Here is an 18,547-nt window from a genome sequence, read left to right as displayed (position 1 = left end):
GAACAGGAGTGCAAAATGGATCACGTCGAAACCCCCATACGGGAAACCGGGTCATCACGTCAAGGCGACGCCACCGCGCCGCTGCCCGTGCCGCACGTCTATCGCGGGCGAACCGTTTCAGGCGATGCAGTGGCGCACGTGTCGCGCGATCTTGGCAAAGGCTTCTGCACGCCCGCGGTAGAACTCGACGATCTCGTCTGGCCGCGCACGCAGCCGGGCCCGGCGTTCGATCTGCCGATTGCACAGGTCACAGATTTCCTTGTCGAACTCGGTCCGCGGCTGCATCTGGACGTCAATCCGCTGATGCAGCACGCGCTCAAATCAATGATCGAAGTGAGCCCGCTCGGCCACCGGATTCTGGAAAACTGCTACCGCGATATTCCGAACCTGTTCGCGCGCGGCGTGATCGAAGATGAGTTGCGCGTCAGCTTCGGCGATGCCAGCGTGATCGATGGCTGGATGCCGCGCACATTGCGCGGCCGGCCCAGCCGTCTGCGCGCGTTTCCGCCCCGCCTCGTTCACATCCTTGCGGGCAATTCGCCCATGGTGGCCGCGATGACGGTGATGCGCGCCGCACTGACCAAAGGGGTGCATCTGCTGAAGCTGCCGTCCAACGACCTGTTTACCGCGACCGCCATCCTGCGCACGATGGCCGCAATCGACCCGGCGCATCCGCTGACACAGTCGTTTTCGGCAGCCTACTGGCGCGGCGGAGACGAAAACGTCGAGTCGATCCTGTATCGCCCGCAATACTTCGACAAGCTCGTCGTGTGGGGTGGCGAAAGCGCCGTGCGCCATGCCATGCGTTATGCCGGCCCCGGCCTCGAACTGGTCGCTTTCGATCCCAAGATATCCATCTCGCTAATCGGCCGGGAAGCGTTCGCCTCCGACGAACTGCTGCAACAGGTCGCACGTGCCGGCGCGGCCGACGTGCAATCGTTCAATCAGGACGCTTGCAATGCGAGCCGCTATCAGTTTGTCGAAGGCAACGAGGACGACGCAGACCGCTATTGTGAATACCTGGCTGCCGCGCTTGGCAAAGACTTCCGCTACGGCGACGGCCAAGGCCCTGTGGTGCCGAACGACATCCGCGAGGCAGTCGACGTATTACGCGAAATGGAGCCCCTCTATCGCGTGTTCGGGGGCTACGACGGCAAGGGGCTCGTGGTCCGCTCGGACGAGCGGGTCGACTTCCATCCCATCTGCAAGACCGTCAACGTCGTACCCGTGCAGAGCCTAAGTGATGCGACCCGCTTTGCAACCGTGGCGACGCAGACTGTCGGCATCTACCCGCCGCACCGCGTCGCGGAAGTGCGCGATGCGCTGGCATGTGCCGGCGTGCAGCGCATGGTGACGCTCGGCGAGTCGATTTCGGACGGCGTCGGCGGCTATCCGCACGACGGCATGTTTCCCATCCACCGCTTCATGAAGTGGATATCCGAAGAAGCGGGCCAGCATGCCTGAGATTCCCTTTGCTGTCACTCGAGAGAGATCTTTGATGACTGCTATATCGACTTCCGCCGCGGTCTGGCTAATTACGGGCGTGTCGTCCGGCTTCGGCCGTTCCCTCGCCGAAGCGGTGCTCGCACGGGGCGACCGCGTGGTCGGCACCGTGCGCGACGCCGCGCAGATTTCAGCCTTCGAGCAGCTGTCGCCTGGCGGCTTTGCACACGGGGTATTGCTCGACGTCACCGACGCCGCGGCCGTACCCCATGCGATCGGGCAGGCGCTCTCCCGTGCGGGCAAGATTGACGTGCTCGTGAACAACGCGGGCTACGGTCTGTTCGGCGCGCTCGAAGAAGTGTCCGACGCCGAGGCCAGACAGGTTTTCGATACGAATTTCTTCGGCACCGTCAACACCATTCGGGCTGTGCTGCCGCACTTTCGCCAACGAGGCTGCGGGCATATCGTCAACCTGTCGTCGGTCGCAGGGTTGATCGGCATCGCGGGGTGCGGTTTTTATTGCGCGTCCAAGCACGCGGTCGAAGGCCTCTCGGAATCCCTTGCGCAAGAACTCAAGCCGTTCGGCGTCCACGTCACGCTGGTTGAACCCGGTGGGTTTCGCACGAATTTCGCTGGCCGCTCGCTGCGATGGAGCGAAGCCGTTGAACCCGCCTACGCGGAAACCGTCGGCAGGGTGCGCCAGCAGATGACCCACTATCATGGCACGCAGTCCGGGGATCCGGCCAAGGCCGCAGCAGCGATCATCCAGGCGGTCCGTGCCGACGCGCCGCCCCTGAGGTTGCCTCTCGGGCCCGATGCCGTCAGCGTCCTGCGCAACAAACTTGCGTCCTTGCAGGAGAATCTCGACACGTGGGTCGAAGTCTCGAGTGCCACGGATTTCGATCAATAGCGCCAAGGCGCATACCGCCACGTCCCGCTGGAGACACCATGTCGACGCTCAACCTCTTTTACGACCTGCTCGAACAGGACGGCGATCCGTTTCGCCGTCATCCCGACAATTTGTGCGCGCTCCAACTGACGGCGATGCAGGAGCGTTTCGCTCAACGCCGTGAACAGATCAAGCTGCTGGGCCGTCGTGCTGCCGACACAGGCATCGACGAAATCCGCAACGAAACCGACGTGGTGCCGCTGCTTTTCGCGCACCAGATTTACAAGAGCTATCCCGAGCAGTTCGTGGAAAACGGCCGCTGGAAGCATCTGAATACGTGGCTGCAAACGCTGACGAGCAGACCGGTGACCGAGGTCGATGTCGACGGCGTCGACAACGTCGACGCATGGATGGATCGCCTGCGCGGCGCCGGGCACCACGTGTTCAGTTCAAGCGGCACCTCCGGCAAATGCAGCTTCATCAACCAGACGCGCGCCGACCTTGACCACGTGACGGCGTCGTGCGTGAAACTCGGGGTGTATGGCAACAAGCTGATCAAACGGGATTTCGGCAAGCGACCGGTGTTTCTGATGATGCCGCCAGGCGGAGCCCATCGTCATATCGGGCCAGTCCTGAGCGCCGCCACGCAGCTCGGTGGCGAAAGCACGCTGATGTTCGACGAGCCGGCGCTGGCTTCCGCGACGATCGCCATGGGCCGTATGCGTCGCGCGCTTGCGGACGGCAGCGCAAAGCCGAGTGAAATAGCCGCCTTCCAGGAGCAGGCAGTGTCGCGTCAGCGGCACACGGGCGCGATGATCGACCGCTTTCTGGACAAACTACTCGCCCACCGTGACGTACCTGTACTCGTGCAAGGCAACTGGTCGCTGCACTGGACGCTGGTCGAGCACGCACGCCGGCGTGGCGTCGCGGATCGCATCTGTCATCCCGAGACGGTCATCACCACAGGCGGCGGATTGAAAGGCAGCCAGGCACCCGCCGATTTCCGCGAGCAGATCATCGGCTTCTATGGCATCGAGCCCGCGAACGTCCAGAATAGCTACGGCATGTCGGAAATGATCGGTACCGGCCCGTGGTCGGACGCGGCGCAAGGCTACGCGATCTGTCCGTGGATCGTGCCGTTCGTGCTGGACAAGGCAGGCGAAAAACTGCTGAACCCCGCCAGCGGGAAAGGCATCGTCGAAGGCCGCTTCGCGTTCTTCGACCTGCTCGCCGAAGGGTACTGGGGCGGCTTCATCACCGGTGACAAGGTGACAATCGATTTCTCGCCCGAGGAGCCGACGGATGGTCTGGAGGGGCCGCTCGTCCGGCAGGTCGGCCGCTATGCGGATCTCGAGGAAGGCGAGGACAAGCTGTCGTGCGCGGGTACGATGGAGTCTTATGTGCGCGGCATGATCGACGTCTGAAGCCGATGAGCGCCGCATCACGCCCGAATAGGCGCACGTCCGTGCTACTGGCGGATGGACAGGGACGTGAGTACACTGCCACTTTACCCTTGCTCTCTCTCTGCCCATGGTCAAGTCCTCGGCACTTCGAGCTTCGCGCTCCGCTTCCGCTGACGCCGCTGCGACAGTCGCAGCCGCACCGCGCGCGGCGGGGCGGCCCACGCAGGACGCCGCCGCCGAATTGCGCGAAAGGCTCCTGAACGCAGCCACCCAGGCTTTTCGGGCGGAAGGATTCGGCGGAGCCAGAGTCGAAGAGATCGCTGCACGTGCGGGAATCAGCAAGACGACCGTCTACCGGCAGTACGGCACCAAGGAAGACCTGTTTCGAGCCGCTATCTGGCACGGCATGGAGGATCTGCGTGGCAGGATCGAACAACTATTGAAGCCGCGTCGCGACTTCTCGAAGACGCTGCTGGTCCTTTTGCGCACTCTGACTGACCATATGGCGTCCACGGACACGATCGAAATCACCCGTGTCAGTGTCGGGGAATCGCATCGCTTTCCGGATGTGGCAAAGGGATTCCTTCAATACGTGAACGCGATGCTGGAGCCGGTAGCGAACTTCATCGCCTCTGCCGCCCAAGGCGGAACGATCAGCGTGTCCGACGCGCCGCAGGCCGCCCGCGACCTGCTGACGCTCGTTGCCGGCAGCTCGGAAGTGCTAATGGGCATTCCGACCACGCCTGCGCAACGCCAGCAGCGTGCCACACACATTCAGCAGTTGCTGCTCTCGGCCTGGGGGTACAAGGCGCCTGACCACCAGGACACACCGCAAACTTAGCGCCCCCTTCTATGCGTCCATCTGGCCCATTACCTGAAACTGAGCCGATGCCTGCGCGATACGTTGGCCGTTCGCCCAGATCAGACAATCGGAAAACACCACACGTTTACCGGCTCGAAGCACATCCACATGGGCCTCGACCCAGTCGCCCGGCTGGGCATTGCCCAGAAAATTGACCGTCAAACTGGTAGTCAAGACCTTTAGCGCAGGCTTGCGCGAGTGCTTGCTTGCCCACGTAATGGCGGTGTCCGCCAGCATGCAGACCACCCCGCCATGCATCATCTGCCCCAGGTTGCGATGCTGCTCGCGCACCCTCATCCCAACCACCTGTCCGCGCTCGCTTTTTCTGTACCAGGTCGGGCCAACCATTTCGTGGAACGGCCCGAACGCCGGCATCAATTCGAAGCCCTCGGGAATCACATCGCCGTCATCCGGCACGCCCTGGGCGACGGCAGAGATAGGGGTTTGCATCAACGAAGTCCTCCTTGCGCGCCGTTCGCCCCGGGCATGGGGGAGACGCTTTCTCGCGGCAAAAATATAGCGTATCATTATTCGCACACAAGTCAACTATGCGCACGGAGACAAAGGTGATCACAGCGCCGCTTTTTACGCCTCTGCCGGTTCGCGGCATTACGCTGGCAAACCGCATCGTTATGTCGCCGATGACGCGTGGCTTCTCTCCAGAAGGAAGGCCAGGGCCGGATGTCGCGTCGTACTACCAGCGGCGCGCCGAAGGCGAGACCGGACTCATCATCACTGAAGGTGTGGGCATCGATCATCCATCCGCACTCGGCGAAGCGGGTCTGGGAGAGAACTCAATTCCAATGCTGGCGGGAGCCGAGTCGGTCGAAGCGTGGCGGTGTGTTACCGATGCGGTCCACGCGAGCGGCGGCGTGATTTTCCCGCAGTTGTGGCACATGGGCCCAATGAAGGAAGCCAATACCGGTCCCGTCCCCGCTGCGCCGCCGATGCGTCCGTCCGGACTGTGGGGCCCGACGGGCCGTCTGAACTCGCTGGACGCCGGCTATTTGGCGCGCGTGAGCGCCCCCACCCGCGCGATGACTGATGAAGAAATCGCCGATGTCATCGCAGCCTATCGCCGCAGCGCGTCCTACGCAAAGGCAGCCGGATTCGACGGAATTGCCATTCATGGCGGCCACGGCTACCTGATCGATTCGTTTCTGTGGAGCGAGACCAATCAACGCATCGACATCTGGGGTAAGGATCGCACTGCCAGGAGCCGATTCGCCGCGGAGGTGGTTCGCGAGATCCGCGCGGAGATTGGTGACGCCATGCCCATCAGCTTCCGTTTTTCGCAGTGGAAGCAGCAGGACTTCAAGGCACGTCTTGCGAACACATCCGCTGAACTCGAACAGACTCTCGCGCCGCTGGCCGAGGCCGGCGTCGATATCTTCGAGGCGAGCACGCGGTATTTCAATCGCGCAGAGTTCGAAGGCTCGGACATGAATCTCGCAGGCTGGGCAAAGAAGGTGACGGGCAAGCTGTCGATGACCGTCGGCGGCATCGGCATCAACAAGGGCTTCTATGACTCGATGGCCGGGTCGGAGACCGTGGCACAGCCCGACCTCACGCCCTTGCTCGAGCGTTTCCTGCGCAACGAGTTCGATCTGATCGGGGTGGGACGGTCGCTGTTGCACGATGCGCACTGGGCTCGACGCGCACGTCTGGGTGAACCATTCCTCGGCTTTAGCACGGATTCCCTGACGCGCCTGACCTGAGGTGTGCGGCCCTCGTTCGATCCGGCGCACCAAGGGGACCGGGAGGGCCATGCCGGTTCAGAACACCGGACCGCAACACCGCTGCGGACGACGCATCACTGGGCGAACGGGCAGCGTCCCGTCTGCGCTCCAATCTATAGCCGGCCTGTGACCGGAATCGATGCACCTGTCACGGCCATGGCGGCACGAGAAGCGAGGAAGAGAATAACCGCCGCAATGTCAGCAGGCTGCACCCAGCGCGAAAAATCCGCATCGGGCATGTCCTTGCGATTCTGCGGCGTGTCGATGATGCCCGGCAGAATCGCATTGACCGTAATGCCGCGATCCTTAAGTTCATCGGCAAGCGCTTCCGTGAGACGCAGCACGCCCGCCTTCGAGGCCGCATAGGCGCCCATCCCCGCGCCGGCACGCAGCGCCGCGCCTGCACCGATATTGACGATGCGCCCCCCTTCCGGCCCGTCGCCGAACTGGTCCAGCGCCGCCCGGGAAGCTGTCGCCGCCGTGCGGACGTTCATCTGATACATCAGATCCCACGTCTCGAGATCGCTATCCGCCAGGGTTTCCCAGCGAAAGCCGCCGGCCACGTTGATCAGCGCATTCAACGGCCCAAGACGCCCGGCAACCGAGGACATGGCCGTTCGCGCGCTGCCCAGATCGGTCAGATCGACTCCGCCTAGCCGGAATTGCGCGTCCTGCTGTTCCGGGGTTGGAGCGTCAGGCGCCGGTGCCCGGTCCAGCAATGCAGCCTTCCAGCCGTCGGCGGTGAATGCGTTGCCGACCGCCCGTCCGAGCGTGCCGAAGCCACCCGTAATCGCGACTACCCGTTGCATGTAAAACACTCCTGTTTCAAAGGCTGAGCGTGACAGGATGACCCACGTCGCAGCCAGACGGACGCGGCTTAGCGGCCCTTGAAAATCGGATCGCGCTTCTCGCGAAACGCATTCACCGCTTCCTGATGATCCTCGGTCTGATTGGATAGCGCCTCATAGGCGATGGACGCATCCAGTATCGAATGCGCCAGTTGCTTCAAACCGATGTTGATCGAGGTCTTGGTCCACTGGATAGCCTGTGACGCGCCCGTCGCGAGGCGCTTCGCCATTGCAGCAACGACCGCATCGAGCTCGTCGGCGGGAACGGCATAGTTGATCAGCCCGAGGCGGGCTGCTTCTTGCGCGCCGAGCAGATCGCCGGTCAGCAGGTATTCCTTGGCCTTCGCATAACCGATCAGTTGCGGCCAGATCACCGCCCCGCCGTCACCCGCGACGAAACCCATCTTCACATGGGGATCGCCGATCTTCGCGTGGTTTGCCGCGTAACTCAAATCGCAGAAGAGCGCGATCGTCGCCCCGAGTCCGACGGCATGACCATTGATCTTCGCGATGATGGGTTTCGGACAGTCGAGCATCGAGAAGATGATTTTCTTCGCGCGCTGCATGCCGGCGAGAAACTGCGATTGATCGTCGATCACCTGTTGCATGTGCTCGATATTGCCGCCGGCGCTGAATGCTCGACCTGCTCCAGTGAGCACGACGACCCGGGTATCGGGATCCTCCGCGACATCGGCGAAGAGCCGCGATATCTCGATGTCCATCTGTTCGTCGAACGCATTCAACGTATCGGGCCGGTTGAGGGTAACGGTGAGAATGCCGCCGTCGCGCTCCAGCAACAACGCCTGATAGTCCAGTAAATTCATGGCTAGCTTGTCCACGTTGGCGCAAGCGCGCGGGACATTGCAGCCTCTCCCGCTCACGCTCGCATAGTCATTCGATCAGTCAATGCAGCGCACGAGCCACGCAGCATGTGCGCCGCGGATCTTGGCACGCTTGACCCGTTACGCCCCGGCAGGCATGAAGCGGCGACCGTTGTCGTACATGATTTTCTGGGTGTCCTCGGCAGACAACGGCTCACACGCTTCCGTTGCGAAATCTCGCGGCTCAGGTACACCTTCTGCGTGCGGATAGTCAGAGCCCATGAGCAGAAAGTCCGCCGACCCGGTCTGCGCGACGATCTGTGCGAGGTCGTCTTCCGGATACGCTACCACGAAGACATTTTCCTTGAAAATCTGGCTCGGCCGGCTCTTCAGCTGACCGCACGGCCAGTAGCCGTTTTTCGACATGCCCCGGCACTTGTCCATCTTGACCAGCATGGACGGCACCCACTCCGCGCCATTTTCCGCGCTGCACAGTTTGACGTTCGGAAAACGCTCGAAGAAATTGTAGAAGATAAACGACGATAGCGTTTCGGTCACGGGACGTTCGCCGTAACCATGCATCCACACAAAAGCGGTCTGGCGCTGGCGCGACTGCTGAACTGGTTCGCCCCACACGGCCATGTGGTCCTTCATGTAGATCGCTTCGGAAACGTGGAAGGTAACGCGCACGCCCGCTTCGTTGAGAATCGACCAGTACGGATCGAAATACGGGTCGGCCGGTGCGCGGCCATTGAACGGACCCATCGGCATCAGGATCACGCGCACGCCATTCGCCACCAGCCACTTCGCTTCGGCGACCGCGGAGTCGAGATCGTCGAGCGTGACGACCGGCGTGCTGTAAATGCGATCTTTATAGTTGAAGGTCCAATCGTCGAGCATCCAGCGGTTGTAGGCGTGCAGCACGGCGTTTGCCGCAATGGGTTCGTTCAGATAGGAGATGCAAGCGACCATTTCGCCAATGTACATCGTGCATGCCTCAACGCCGAACTCATCCATCTTTTGCAGACGCGCGTCGCGGTTGAACATGTCCGGGGTGGGAGGAACCCGCATTTCGACGTTGTTTTTGCCGTCCTTCATCGCCCGCAGCCATTCGTGCAGTTTGCCCGGCGGCGGCACCAGTCCCTCTGCCGATGTGTAGCCTTCGCTGATCTCCACCTTGCGATCGCCGACGTACATGCAGCGGTTACCCTCTTCGGTGACCCGGCTGGTGAACCCCCAGTCTTTCTTGAACTTCTCGGGCAGGTAGCGGCTGAACGCGTCCTCCACTTCGTAGAAGTGCGTGTCGGCGTCGTAGATTTTTCCTTGGTAAGTCGACATGAAAAAGTCTCCTGTTTTTGAAGCGACTATGAAGCGAGCGACAAGGGCGGCGCCTCTTGATATCGAAGTATCGGCGCGCGCAGTTGACCTTCAAACCGCCATATCGAAACCAGAAGTCGCGATACCGGATTGATATCGGCGAAAACAACCGCGCTGGCGTACCGCCAACTCGACACAAATAACAACTATACGCATACCGTTCAACTATGAGACGATAGGCAAAACCCGATGGAAAGGAGACATCCCATGCAGGCTGATACACCGCCGCAATCCTCTTCGCGTGAACCGCTCGTTGGGAGGCCACGCCGCTGGTTCCTGCTTGCGGTGCTGATGTCGGCCGTGGCGGCGTCGTCCGGCATCACCGTGATCTACACGATGCTCGTGACGCTTTACAGGGTCTTTCCCGGCTCAGCCGCGGTAGGCTGGACGGTCACCGCCTACTGGCTTGGCGCGGCAGTCTTTGCGGCCATCTGTGGACGGCTGGGGGATCTGCTCGGCTACCGGAGAGTGCTGCTGATCGTGCTGGTGATCGCTGCTGTGGGAGGCGCAGTGGCGGCCTGCGCGGCCAACCTCGCCGTACTGATCGCGGGCTGCGTGATGCAGTCGGTCGCATCGGGCATCACGCCACTTTCGATGGGACTTGTCCGCGAAAATCTGCCCGCGCGGCAGATCCCTTCGGCAGTCGGACTCATCACCGCGGCAGGAATGGTCTCGGCTGGATTGGTCTACATCGGCGCAGGTGTCGTGATAGATCGCTACTCATGGCAAGGCGGTTTCTGGCTGAAGGTGGTGCTGTGCGTAATGACAATCGCGGCGGTGCGCCTCTGCGTGCCAAAATCGCATCGCAGGTCAGACGCACGAATCGATTTCGTGCGAGGCCTCGCCTTCGCGCCGGCGTTGTGCGCGATCCTCTTCGCGGTCCAACAAATCCACGCGTGGGGCCTGCGGGATGCCCGCACCGGGGGCCTGCTGGCAGCCGGTGTGGTGACGCTATGGCTCTGGTCGAGGCACCAGCGCAACGCGGCGGATCCGCTTATCAACATACGCTTGCTGGCGAAACGTCAGGTGATCCTCGCGAACGCCTGCATGATGTGCATCGCGATCGGCGCAATGCAGCTCGGGCAAGTGTTCTCGCTCCTGTTGCAACAGCCGGTGTGGACGCGCGCAGGCTTCGGACTGACGGCAACCCAGGCAGGCTTGCTGATGTTCACGATTAACATCGGCGCAACGCTTGCCAGCCCCTGGAGCGGGCGGGTTGCTGCACGCTACGCGGCGCGACAGGCGGCGCTGATCGGCATGAGCATGTTGGTGCTCACGTGGGCATCGCTGATTCTGCTTCATCGCAGTATGTTGCTATTCGTTCCAGGCGCGATGCTCTGCTCGTTCGGCCTGGCCTTCGCGCAGACGGCTGTCTACAACCTGATTATCGAAGCGACCCCCGCGGAACAGACCGGCGAGGCGACTGGCCTGCTCTACGTGTTTTTTTCGTGCTTCTTCGCGGTTGGGGCACAAGCAGTGTTCACGCTGTTGCAAGGCGCCTCCGTGAGCGAGGGCGGCGCGTCCTTTCCTGCGGGGCAAAGCTATGTTGCGGTGTTCGGATATGTCGCCGGCAGTGCGCTGGCGGGGCTCGTTATTGCGTACGCGTTGCCGAAGCAGCGCGGCCCGGGCCACCGGCCCAGCGTTCTGGAAGGCGCAGGATTGAGCGGCCCGGCACGCACGCGGTGACTGCACGCGGTGACGATAAGCGGCGCCGACCGGCGCCGCCGTTTTTTTTCGGCTGACATGTTGCGCGCCGTGGCGCGCTTCGCCAGGCTTACTCCTCTTCGCTTACTTTGCTCAACGCCGACGCCCGCTGGGCGACGGCAAGGATGTGTTCCTCGAGGTGCTCCCGTTCGCGATCGAACCGCTCCAGCGGCGCACCGACTGCCATGGCCGCGATCACTTCGCCATTGGGTCCAAAAATGGGCGCCGACAGACCGGCCGAGTCGGGCAGCAGTTCACCGCGGCTGACCGACAAACCGGTCTCGACGATGTTTTGCAGCTCCTCGCGCAGGGCTTTCTTGTTGACTGTGGTTTGCTCCGTATGGCGCTCGAGTTTGACAGTCCGCAGGTATTCGGCAAGAAACGCTTCCGGCGCGTAAGCGAGCAGAACGCGCCCGGCAGCGGTGCAATACAGCGGCCGACGCATCCCGACAATCATCGAATATCGAACGGACTGCGCACTTTCGATGACGTCGACGTACGTAATGACCTTATGCTCCACATCGAGCACACCGATATAGACCGTCTCGTGGGTACGCTCCGACAGTTCGAGCAGAAACGGACGTAGCATCTTCGAAAAATTCCATACTGCCATTACATTTGCCGATAGCCGGAAAATGGCCGGTCCCAACCGGTACCGGCCAACGTCGTGCATCAGGAAGCCTTCCGCCACAAGGGGCCGCAACAGGTTCAGCAAGCTGCTCTTGGGCGACTCCAGCGCGATGTTCAATTCTGCAAGCGACATCCCGTCCGGCGCTTTCGCCAACACATCGAACAGCCCGAGCAGACGAGTCAGCGAACGCGGTCCGGTGACATCCTTGTCTGCCGAAGCCAGGATTTCTTTCGACATATCACTCCCCTTCCATTTCGATTCGACTCATTATAAATGAACCATTCACATAGTCTCACGTTGGTCGCCGGTTTAGCACACTTATTCTTGGCGGATCCGGGATAACGCCAAGTCCATCCGGTAGGTCATCTGCAATATAATTGAACAACGTTCCAAAATATGCCCACTACGATACCGCTCAGTGTCGTCAGCCGGTTTGGTCTGCATCGTGAGCGCGTCACCCATCGTTGTTTTACGAAGGAGTTTATTCATGAACGCACTAAAGGATCGGGTTGCCATCGTGACCGGCGGCGGGCAAGGATTAGGGCTCGGTATTGCGAATGCGTTGGCCAGCGAGGGCGCGAACCTTGTCCTGACCGGGCGCACCGAAGCCAAGCTGCGCAAGGCCGAAACGGCACTGGAGGAGTATGGCGTTCAGGTGCTTGTGGTGCCGGGCAATACGCGCAGGCGCGCTGATGCCGACAAGACAGTCGCCCTCGCCATCGAGCATTTCGGGCGCATCGATGCCCTTGTGAACAATGCACAAAGCAGCACGCCGGGCGTGTCGCTGGAAGCGGTCACCGATGAAAACTGGTGCGAAACGCTCGAATCGGGCCTCTACGGCACGTTCTATTTCATGCAGGCCGCCTGGCCGCACATGAAGCAGCAGCGCAGTGGCAGGATCATCAATTTCGCGTCGCGCACGGGCATCGAGGGCACGCAGGGATTCGGTCCGTACGCCGCCGCCAAGGAGGGCATTCGCGGCCTGTCGCGAGTCGCCGCGCGCGAATGGGGCCCTTACGGCGTCACCGTCAACGTGGTGTGTCCCGCGGCCCTCACGCCTGCGGCCGACGCATATCTGGATGCGAATCCCACTGAACGCACGCGCTATCTGTCCGAGATTCCGCTTGGCCGTTTCGGCGATCCGCAGAAGGATATTGGACGCGTAGTTGCATTCTTATGCAGTGAGAGCGCGGGTTATGTAACCGGACAGACCATCAATGTCGATGGTGGACAGACTATGCTCTAACGATGCGCAAGCCAATGACACCGGTTTTTCAACGATCCGGAAATCGCTTTCAAACTGTAGGCAGCCCACGCCCGTGGGCAGCGAAACAGCTTTCTCCTCCATCGAACTTCGCGAGAGTGCGATGAAGTTTGGCCCTGGCTACTTCACACGAAGTCAGGGCCATTTTTTGCGCTGCGTTGTTCAGCCGCCAGGTTTAAATAACCTTGCGCGCACGCAACGCGTCGATTTCCGCGCCCGACATGTCCAGCAGATCGCGCAGCACGCCTTCGGTATGCTCGCCGAGCATCGGTGGCCGGGTGTACGACTCGATCGGTGTCCCCGACATCTTCACCGGGTTAGCGACCATGCGCACTGCATCATTCGACAGCGGATGCGCAACCTCCACGCACATGCCGCGCGCCTGAACATGCGGATCGGCGAACACCTGCTCAAGGTTGTTGATTGGACCGGCCGGAACGCCCGCGGCGTCGAGTGCAAGCAGCAACTCGTCGCTCTGCCACTGCACGATCAGCGGCTCGAACACGTCCCCGAGCGCCCGGCGGTTCCTGACCCGCAGTGCGATCTCGCTAAAGCGCGGGTCCGTTGCAAGTTCCGGATGCTTTAGCACTTGGCACAGGCGCGCATACTGTTCATTGTTACCGGCGACGATCATGATGTCGCGATCCGCGCACCGGAACATCCGCGACGGCATGCCGCCGTTGCCCTCGGTGCCGCGCCGCACCGGCACCTCGCCGGACACCAGGTACTGGCTGGCATAGTGCGAGGTGGCGGCAATCATCGAATCCAGCAGCGAGAGGTCGATGTACTGCCCTTCGCCGCCCTGCTCGCCCCCGGCGTCGCGATGGTAGAGCGCCGCCACAATCGCCGATACCGCATACTGCCCGCACAGAATATCCGCGAGGCTTGGGCCAGTCTTCATCGGGCCGCCGCCTGGCATGTCGTCGCCATTTCCCGTGATACTCATGAGGCCACCCATGGCCTGGAAAATCGAATCGTAGCCGGGTCGCGGACTATACGGCCCGGTCTGCCCGAAACCCGTGATCGAGCAATAGACGAGACGCGGATTGACGAGATTGAGGCTCGCGTAATCCAGGCCATATCGCTTCAGGTCCCCGACCTTGTAGTTTTCCAGCAGCACGTCGCATTTCGCGGCGAGCGAGCGGATCAACGCCTGCCCGTCGGGCGTCGCGATATCACAGGTAATCGACTTCTTGCCCCGATTCGCGCTGATAAAGAATGTCGATTCGCGCGTGTCGTTGCCATCGCGGTCCTTCAGGAACGGCGGGCCAAACTGGCGCGAGTCGTCGCCCTTGCCCGGCCGTTCGACCTTGATCACTTCCGCCCCCAGATCGGCCAGCATCTGCGCGCCCCACGGCCCTGCGAGAATGCGGCTCAGATCGAGCACGCGGATCCCGGACAACGCACCTTTCGTCATATCGAACCGTTTCCGTTGAATTGATTTGCTGCCGGGTTATTGCCCAATGAATTTCGCGGTGCGCTTTTCGATAAACGACTGCACGCCCTCTTTGGCATCTTCCGTGTTGTACAGCACCTGCTGGGCAGACTGGATTTTCGAATAGGCTTCCTGCCAGCCCGACCCCAGCGACACGCGCGCATTGGCCATAGTAGCCTGCACGGCCAGCGGAGCCTGGGCGGCAATGCGCTCCGCGATCTCCAGCGCGCGCCCGAACTCTTCGCCCGCCGGCACGACTTCCTGCACGAAATTCATGCGATACGCTTCCTGCGCCGTGAATTCGTCACCGGTGAGCAGAATCTTCATCGCGTTACCCCACCCCGCGCGCTCCACCATCCGGATGGTCGCGCCGCAGCCTGCCATGATGCCGCGCTTGACCTCCATCTGCGAGAAGCGGCAATTGTCGGCGGCCACCGCCACCTCGGACGCCAGCATCAGTTCGACTGCCACCGTAAAGCTGATGCCCTTCAGCGCGATCACAACCGGCTTCTTGCGCAACGGCTCTCGCAGATTGAACGGGTCGACTTCGCCCACTGGCAGCAACGGCTTGCCTGCGCGGCGCAACGGCACGATCTTGGGCATGTCGAGGCCCGCGGTAAAGTGATCGCCCTCCGCGTAAAGCAGCCCGCAGAAGATATCCGGGCTCGCTTCGAGACGCGTATACGCCCTCGCCAGTTCCTCGAACATTTGGGGGGTAAAGCCGTTGCGCTTTTCCGGACGGTCGATGCCGATCAAGAGAATGTGGCCGCGCTGTTCGACGCGAATCTGCCCGTCCTCATGGCGTGTGGTCATGCTCTGCCTCCTTGCCTCTTTTCATGAAGCGCCGGCCCGAAGCCCAATTGACAAAGCCCCGTCGCGCATTCACAATTATAAACACCGTTCAAAATACGAGCAACCCTGCAACGCACCGATTCATCCCGATTCGTGCTGCGATGCAGCGCCGGAAGCGGCCGCGAATGGCGAGTGCTTGCACTGTTCCAGCGGCGGAAAGATGGCATACGTGTTCGTCCGCATTCATGCGAGGAAACTCATGGCATACGAAACGATCATCGTCGAAACGCGCGGCAGGACCGGCCTTATCAAGCTTAACCGACCGCAGGCGTACAACGCACTCAACAACCTGTTGATGGACGAACTGACTACCGCGCTCGACAGTTTCGAAACTGACGAAGCGATCGGCGCAATCGTGCTGACAGGAAACGAGAAAGCGTTTGCCGCCGGCGCCGACATCAAGATGATGGGCGATTGGACTTACATGGACGTGTTCAAGCGACAGTTCATCACGTCCAACTGGGAGCGCACGGCGCGCTGCCGCAAGCCGGTGATCGCCGCCGTATCTGGCCTCGCGCTGGGGGGCGGGTGCGAACTGGCCATGATGTGCGACTTCATACTCGCTGCCGACAACGCCCGCTTTGCGCTGCCCGAAATCACGCTTGCCACCATCCCCGGCGCCGGCGGAACGCAACGTCTCACGCGCGCGCTCGGCAAATCAAAGGCCATGGAGATGATTCTCACCGGCCGCAAGATGGACGCTATTGAAGCCGAACGCTGCGGACTGGTGAGCCGCGTCGTACCGCTCGGCGAATTGCTGGACGAAGCGCTGAAAACGGCGGACGCCATCGCCGGATTCTCACAACCCATCGTTGCGATTGCGAAGGAGTGCGTCAATCGCGCCTACGAGTCCAGTCTTGCCGAAGGCATCCTGTTCGAACGGCGCATGGCCTATGCGACGTTCGCCACCGAAGACCGCAAGGAAGGCATGGCCGCATTCGCCGAAAAGCGCAAGCCGGTGTTTCGCCATTGCTGAGCGCCGTAGGCACACGTGAATTCGCAGTCGCGTGTATCAGTTGAAGTGCACGCACTCGATGGATTCTTTTCAACCTGTCATTCGCCCACACGGCTTCACATCCGATCATGAACCCTCAAAAGAATCGCATCACCGAATTGCTCGGCATCGATTACCCGATCATCCAGGGCGGTATGCGCTGGGTCGCTCGCGCGGAACTCGCGGCGGCGGTCGGTAATGCGGGCGGACTAGGATTCATCTCCGCGCACACCCATGCAAGCGCCGATGCACTGGCGCGCGAGATCGACCAGGTGCGCGCGCTCAGCGACAAACCGTTCGGCGTCAACCTGACGCTGCTCGGCAGTAACGCCGGGCTCGACTACGAGGGCTACGTGCGCACCATCATCGAGCGGGGTGTGCCCGTGGTCGAAACCGCCGGCAGCAATCCCGCGAAGTACATCGAAACGCTCAAGGCAAACGGCGTCAAGGTGATCCACAAATGCGTCGCTGTGCGGCATGCTCTGAAAGCGGAAGCGCTCGGCGCGGACGCCGTGAGCATCGACGGGTTCGAATGTGCGGGGCATCCGGGCGAAGACGATATTCCGGGGCTGATCCTGATCCCCGCCGCTGCAGACAAGCTGAAAATTCCGTTGCTCGCCTCAGGCGGCTTCGCGGATGGCCGCGGCCTGATGGCCGCGCTCGCGCTCGGCGCGGACGGCATCAATATGGGCACGCGCTTCATGCTCACGCAGGAGTCGCGCGTGCACCCCGCAATCAAACAACGCCTGCTGGAAGCCACCGAACGCGATACGTTGCTGGTCGGACGCACGCTCGGCGATTCGAGCCGCGTGATCAAAAATACCGTCAGCCTCGCGGCAATCGAGCTGGAACGTGCGGGCGGCGCCACTGCCGCTGACCTGTACGCGCTGACCGGTGCCAGCCGCTGGATGGACGCATTCGCGAGTGGCGATGTCGAAGGCGGGGCTTTTCCGGCCGGGATGGTGACAGGCCTGATACACGATCTGCCGACCTGCGCCGAACTGATCGCGCGAATCCTGCAGCAGGCGGCCGAAATCGCGGCACGGGGCCTCACGTTCAAGGTGCCTGCCGCATGAAGCTTTCGGGCGTTCGCGTGGTCGATCTGTCGCAGTTCATGCCCGGACCGATGCTTGCGTCGAATCTCGCCGATCACGGTGCCGACGTCATCAAGGTCGAACCGCTGTCGGGCGATGCGGCACGCGGCCCGCTCGAGTCGGATAGCGAGTTCTTTGTAGCGCTCAATCGCGGCAAGCGCAGCATTGCACTGGATCTGAAACACCCCGATGGTCTCGCGATCGCACGGAAACTGATCGACGCGGCCGACATCGTGATCGAGTCGTCGCGGCCCGGTGTGGCGGCGCGCCTGGGCATCGATTACGACACGGTGAGCCGCACCCATGCCAGGCTCGTTTACTGTTCGCTGACCGCCTTCGGCCAGACCGGCCCACTGTCACAGGTGCCCGCGCACGATCCCGTCATCCAGGCCATGGCGGGAACCTTGCCACGCGACGAGCGCGGCGCTCCGGTGACATCGGGCGCCTCCCTTGCCGCGCTGGCGGGCTCGTTGACGGCGTTGTCCGCGGTATTGATGGCGCTGTTGCACGCACGCGAAACGGGCGAGGGAGACTTCCTCGATATTTCGCTGTACGACGCAGCGCTAACGGTACAACCGCATCTGACTAGCCACGCGCTGAACCCTGTAGCAGGCGACATCGTCGCTACTGCGCACGGCGGCAACGCAATCGCTCTGCTCGCTGCGTACCAGACGGCCGATTCGCAATGGCTTTGTCTCGGTGGCCGCGAGCTCGACTTTGCGACGAATCTGCTAACGCCGTTAGGCCGACCGGATCTGATTGACGTCGCCGTGGGACCAGCCGGCGCAGCGCAGGCCGAGCTGCGCGCCTTCCTCACCGCGACCTTCCTGACACGCACGCTGAGCGAATGGCTCGCGTGGTTCGAAGGCCGCCGCGTCAGTGTCGCGCCGGTGCTGTCACTACGTGAAGCGCTCGCTCACCCACACACGCAGGCCCGTCAGATGGTCAGCGCCGACGCGGCCGGCCGCCAGCATGTCGGCAGCGCGATCCGTTTCCAGCGCGAACCGGCGCAACCCATCCTGTCGATCCCGGCCATTGGCGAGCACACAGCGGAGATTCTCGATACGCTCGGCTACGCCGCTGAACACATCGCCGCGCTCGATGCTGCCGGCGTCATCCGCACGCAGAATGCGCCGCGAAGACACAGCGTCATGCCCTCGCCAGCGTCCTGATCAAAAGACGCCGAACCCT

Annotated in this window: 17 protein-coding genes; 10 read left to right on the top strand and 7 right to left on the bottom strand. The window is 62.0% G+C overall.

Translation table 11 applies throughout. From position 1 onward, the window contains the following. Nucleotides 1-15 precede the first annotated feature (15 nt). The 4 genes from GNZ13_RS05000 to GNZ13_RS04985 all read left to right on the top strand — a co-directional run bounded on the left by GNZ13_RS05000 (nucleotide 16) and on the right by GNZ13_RS04985 (nucleotide 4,576). Nucleotides 16-1,464, top strand: coding sequence for an acyl-CoA reductase (locus GNZ13_RS05000; RefSeq protein ID WP_172161048.1), 1,449 nt, complete (start codon nucleotides 16-18; stop codon nucleotides 1,462-1,464). A 34-nt stretch (nucleotides 1,465-1,498) separates the two neighbouring features. Continuing rightward, nucleotides 1,499-2,353, top strand: coding sequence for an oxidoreductase (locus tag GNZ13_RS04995; protein ID WP_172161047.1), 855 nt, complete (start codon nucleotides 1,499-1,501; stop codon nucleotides 2,351-2,353). 38 nt (nucleotides 2,354-2,391) lie between these two features. Then, nucleotides 2,392-3,756, top strand: a complete 1,365-nt coding sequence (locus GNZ13_RS04990) for a hypothetical protein (RefSeq protein WP_172161046.1) — start codon at nucleotides 2,392-2,394, stop codon at nucleotides 3,754-3,756. 106 nt (nucleotides 3,757-3,862) lie between these two features. Next, the gene (locus GNZ13_RS04985) at nucleotides 3,863-4,576 is read left to right on the top strand and encodes a TetR/AcrR family transcriptional regulator (protein ID WP_172161045.1); all 714 of its coding nucleotides are present in this window, start codon (nucleotides 3,863-3,865) and stop codon (nucleotides 4,574-4,576) included. Nucleotides 4,577-4,585: 9 nt separating this feature from the next. Here the strand turns inward: GNZ13_RS04985 and GNZ13_RS04980 are convergent, their stop codons facing one another. After that, nucleotides 4,586-5,047, bottom strand: a complete 462-nt coding sequence (locus GNZ13_RS04980) for a PaaI family thioesterase (RefSeq protein WP_172161044.1) — start codon at nucleotides 5,045-5,047, stop codon at nucleotides 4,586-4,588. 116 nt (nucleotides 5,048-5,163) lie between these two features. Between GNZ13_RS04980 and GNZ13_RS04975 the strand changes: the two genes are divergently transcribed. Next, the gene (locus tag GNZ13_RS04975; protein ID WP_328807181.1) at nucleotides 5,164-6,315 is read left to right on the top strand and encodes an NADH:flavin oxidoreductase; all 1,152 of its coding nucleotides are present in this window, start codon (nucleotides 5,164-5,166) and stop codon (nucleotides 6,313-6,315) included. Nucleotides 6,316-6,449: 134 nt separating this feature from the next. Here the strand turns inward: GNZ13_RS04975 and GNZ13_RS04970 are convergent, their stop codons facing one another. The 3 genes from GNZ13_RS04970 to GNZ13_RS04960 all read right to left on the bottom strand — a co-directional run bounded on the left by GNZ13_RS04970 (nucleotide 6,450) and on the right by GNZ13_RS04960 (nucleotide 9,343). Further along, a complete protein-coding gene (locus GNZ13_RS04970) occupies nucleotides 6,450-7,145 on the bottom strand; it encodes an SDR family NAD(P)-dependent oxidoreductase (protein WP_172161042.1) in 696 nt (231 codons plus the stop codon). Between the two features lie 68 nt (nucleotides 7,146-7,213). After that, nucleotides 7,214-8,008, bottom strand: coding sequence for an enoyl-CoA hydratase/isomerase family protein (locus GNZ13_RS04965; protein ID WP_172161041.1), 795 nt, complete (start codon nucleotides 8,006-8,008; stop codon nucleotides 7,214-7,216). A gap of 138 nt (nucleotides 8,009-8,146) precedes the next feature. Further along, on the bottom strand, nucleotides 8,147-9,343 hold the full coding sequence (locus GNZ13_RS04960; protein ID WP_172161039.1) for an amidohydrolase family protein: 1,197 nt from the start codon (nucleotides 9,341-9,343) through the stop codon (nucleotides 8,147-8,149). A 246-nt stretch (nucleotides 9,344-9,589) separates the two neighbouring features. Here GNZ13_RS04960 and GNZ13_RS04955 point away from each other — a divergent pair, with 246 nt between their 5' ends. Further along, nucleotides 9,590-11,068, top strand: coding sequence for an MFS transporter (locus GNZ13_RS04955; protein ID WP_172161037.1), 1,479 nt, complete (start codon nucleotides 9,590-9,592; stop codon nucleotides 11,066-11,068). Nucleotides 11,069-11,156: 88 nt separating this feature from the next. Here GNZ13_RS04955 and GNZ13_RS04950 read toward each other — a convergent pair whose 3' ends face one another. Beyond that, nucleotides 11,157-11,954 carry an IclR family transcriptional regulator gene (locus GNZ13_RS04950; protein WP_172161035.1) on the bottom strand — a complete coding sequence of 266 codons (798 nt, stop codon included), beginning with the start codon at nucleotides 11,952-11,954 and terminating at the stop codon, nucleotides 11,157-11,159. A 250-nt stretch (nucleotides 11,955-12,204) separates the two neighbouring features. On the opposite strand from GNZ13_RS04950, the gene GNZ13_RS04945 reads away from it, so the two are divergent. Further along, nucleotides 12,205-12,963: an SDR family NAD(P)-dependent oxidoreductase gene (locus GNZ13_RS04945; protein WP_172161033.1), complete on the top strand. Its 759-nt coding sequence runs from the start codon at nucleotides 12,205-12,207 to the stop codon at nucleotides 12,961-12,963. A gap of 193 nt (nucleotides 12,964-13,156) precedes the next feature. On the opposite strand, the gene GNZ13_RS04940 is transcribed toward GNZ13_RS04945, so the two are convergent. Then, a complete protein-coding gene (locus tag GNZ13_RS04940) occupies nucleotides 13,157-14,398 on the bottom strand; it encodes a CaiB/BaiF CoA transferase family protein (protein WP_172161031.1) in 1,242 nt (413 codons plus the stop codon). Nucleotides 14,399-14,434: 36 nt separating this feature from the next. Next, nucleotides 14,435-15,229: a crotonase/enoyl-CoA hydratase family protein gene (locus GNZ13_RS04935; RefSeq protein ID WP_172161029.1), complete on the bottom strand. Its 795-nt coding sequence runs from the start codon at nucleotides 15,227-15,229 to the stop codon at nucleotides 14,435-14,437. A 238-nt stretch (nucleotides 15,230-15,467) separates the two neighbouring features. Between GNZ13_RS04935 and GNZ13_RS04930 the strand changes: the two genes are divergently transcribed. The 3 genes from GNZ13_RS04930 (at nucleotide 15,468) to GNZ13_RS04920 (ending at nucleotide 18,528) form a co-directional block, all read left to right on the top strand. Beyond that, nucleotides 15,468-16,244: an enoyl-CoA hydratase gene (locus GNZ13_RS04930; RefSeq protein ID WP_172161027.1), complete on the top strand. Its 777-nt coding sequence runs from the start codon at nucleotides 15,468-15,470 to the stop codon at nucleotides 16,242-16,244. Nucleotides 16,245-16,351: 107 nt separating this feature from the next. Then, on the top strand, nucleotides 16,352-17,338 hold the full coding sequence (locus tag GNZ13_RS04925; protein WP_172161025.1) for an NAD(P)H-dependent flavin oxidoreductase: 987 nt from the start codon (nucleotides 16,352-16,354) through the stop codon (nucleotides 17,336-17,338). Further along, complete coding sequence (locus GNZ13_RS04920; RefSeq protein ID WP_172161023.1) at nucleotides 17,335-18,528, top strand: CaiB/BaiF CoA transferase family protein; 1,194 nt, start codon at nucleotides 17,335-17,337, stop codon at nucleotides 18,526-18,528. Before GNZ13_RS04925 ends, GNZ13_RS04920 begins: the two co-directional genes overlap by 4 nt. The last annotated feature ends 19 nt before the right edge of the window (nucleotides 18,529-18,547 follow it).

This window comes from Paraburkholderia elongata, assembly GCF_013177735.1.
Classification (GTDB): Bacteria; Pseudomonadota; Gammaproteobacteria; order Burkholderiales; family Burkholderiaceae; genus Paraburkholderia; species Paraburkholderia elongata.
Note: the sequence above shows the minus strand (reverse complement) of the source record. Positions and strands in the feature narration are given on the sequence as shown.

Bases quoted from the DNA above. Each gene is read 5' to 3' on its own strand.
- GNZ13_RS04990 (WP_172161046.1), top strand. From the start codon at position 2,392: ATGTCGACGCTCAACCTCTTTTACGACCTGCTCGAACAGGACGGCGAT.
- GNZ13_RS04970 (WP_172161042.1), bottom strand. From the start codon at position 7,145: ATGCAACGGGTAGTCGCGATTACGGGTGGCTTCGGCACGCTCGGACGG.
- GNZ13_RS04960 (WP_172161039.1), bottom strand. From the start codon at position 9,343: ATGTCGACTTACCAAGGAAAAATCTACGACGCCGACACGCACTTCTAC.
- GNZ13_RS04995 (WP_172161047.1), top strand. From the start codon at position 1,499: ATGACTGCTATATCGACTTCCGCCGCGGTCTGGCTAATTACGGGCGTG.
- GNZ13_RS04980 (WP_172161044.1), bottom strand. From the start codon at position 5,047: ATGCAAACCCCTATCTCTGCCGTCGCCCAGGGCGTGCCGGATGACGGC.
- GNZ13_RS04945 (WP_172161033.1), top strand. From the start codon at position 12,205: ATGAACGCACTAAAGGATCGGGTTGCCATCGTGACCGGCGGCGGGCAA.
- GNZ13_RS04985 (WP_172161045.1), top strand. From the start codon at position 3,863: ATGGTCAAGTCCTCGGCACTTCGAGCTTCGCGCTCCGCTTCCGCTGAC.
- GNZ13_RS04935 (WP_172161029.1), bottom strand. From the start codon at position 15,229: ATGACCACACGCCATGAGGACGGGCAGATTCGCGTCGAACAGCGCGGC.
- GNZ13_RS04920 (WP_172161023.1), top strand. From the start codon at position 17,335: ATGAAGCTTTCGGGCGTTCGCGTGGTCGATCTGTCGCAGTTCATGCCC.
- GNZ13_RS04950 (WP_172161035.1), bottom strand. From the start codon at position 11,954: ATGTCGAAAGAAATCCTGGCTTCGGCAGACAAGGATGTCACCGGACCG.
- GNZ13_RS04965 (WP_172161041.1), bottom strand. From the start codon at position 8,008: ATGAATTTACTGGACTATCAGGCGTTGTTGCTGGAGCGCGACGGCGGC.
- GNZ13_RS04925 (WP_172161025.1), top strand. From the start codon at position 16,352: ATGAACCCTCAAAAGAATCGCATCACCGAATTGCTCGGCATCGATTAC.
- GNZ13_RS05000 (WP_172161048.1), top strand. From the start codon at position 16: ATGGATCACGTCGAAACCCCCATACGGGAAACCGGGTCATCACGTCAA.
- GNZ13_RS04955 (WP_172161037.1), top strand. From the start codon at position 9,590: ATGCAGGCTGATACACCGCCGCAATCCTCTTCGCGTGAACCGCTCGTT.
- GNZ13_RS04930 (WP_172161027.1), top strand. From the start codon at position 15,468: ATGGCATACGAAACGATCATCGTCGAAACGCGCGGCAGGACCGGCCTT.
- GNZ13_RS04940 (WP_172161031.1), bottom strand. From the start codon at position 14,398: ATGACGAAAGGTGCGTTGTCCGGGATCCGCGTGCTCGATCTGAGCCGC.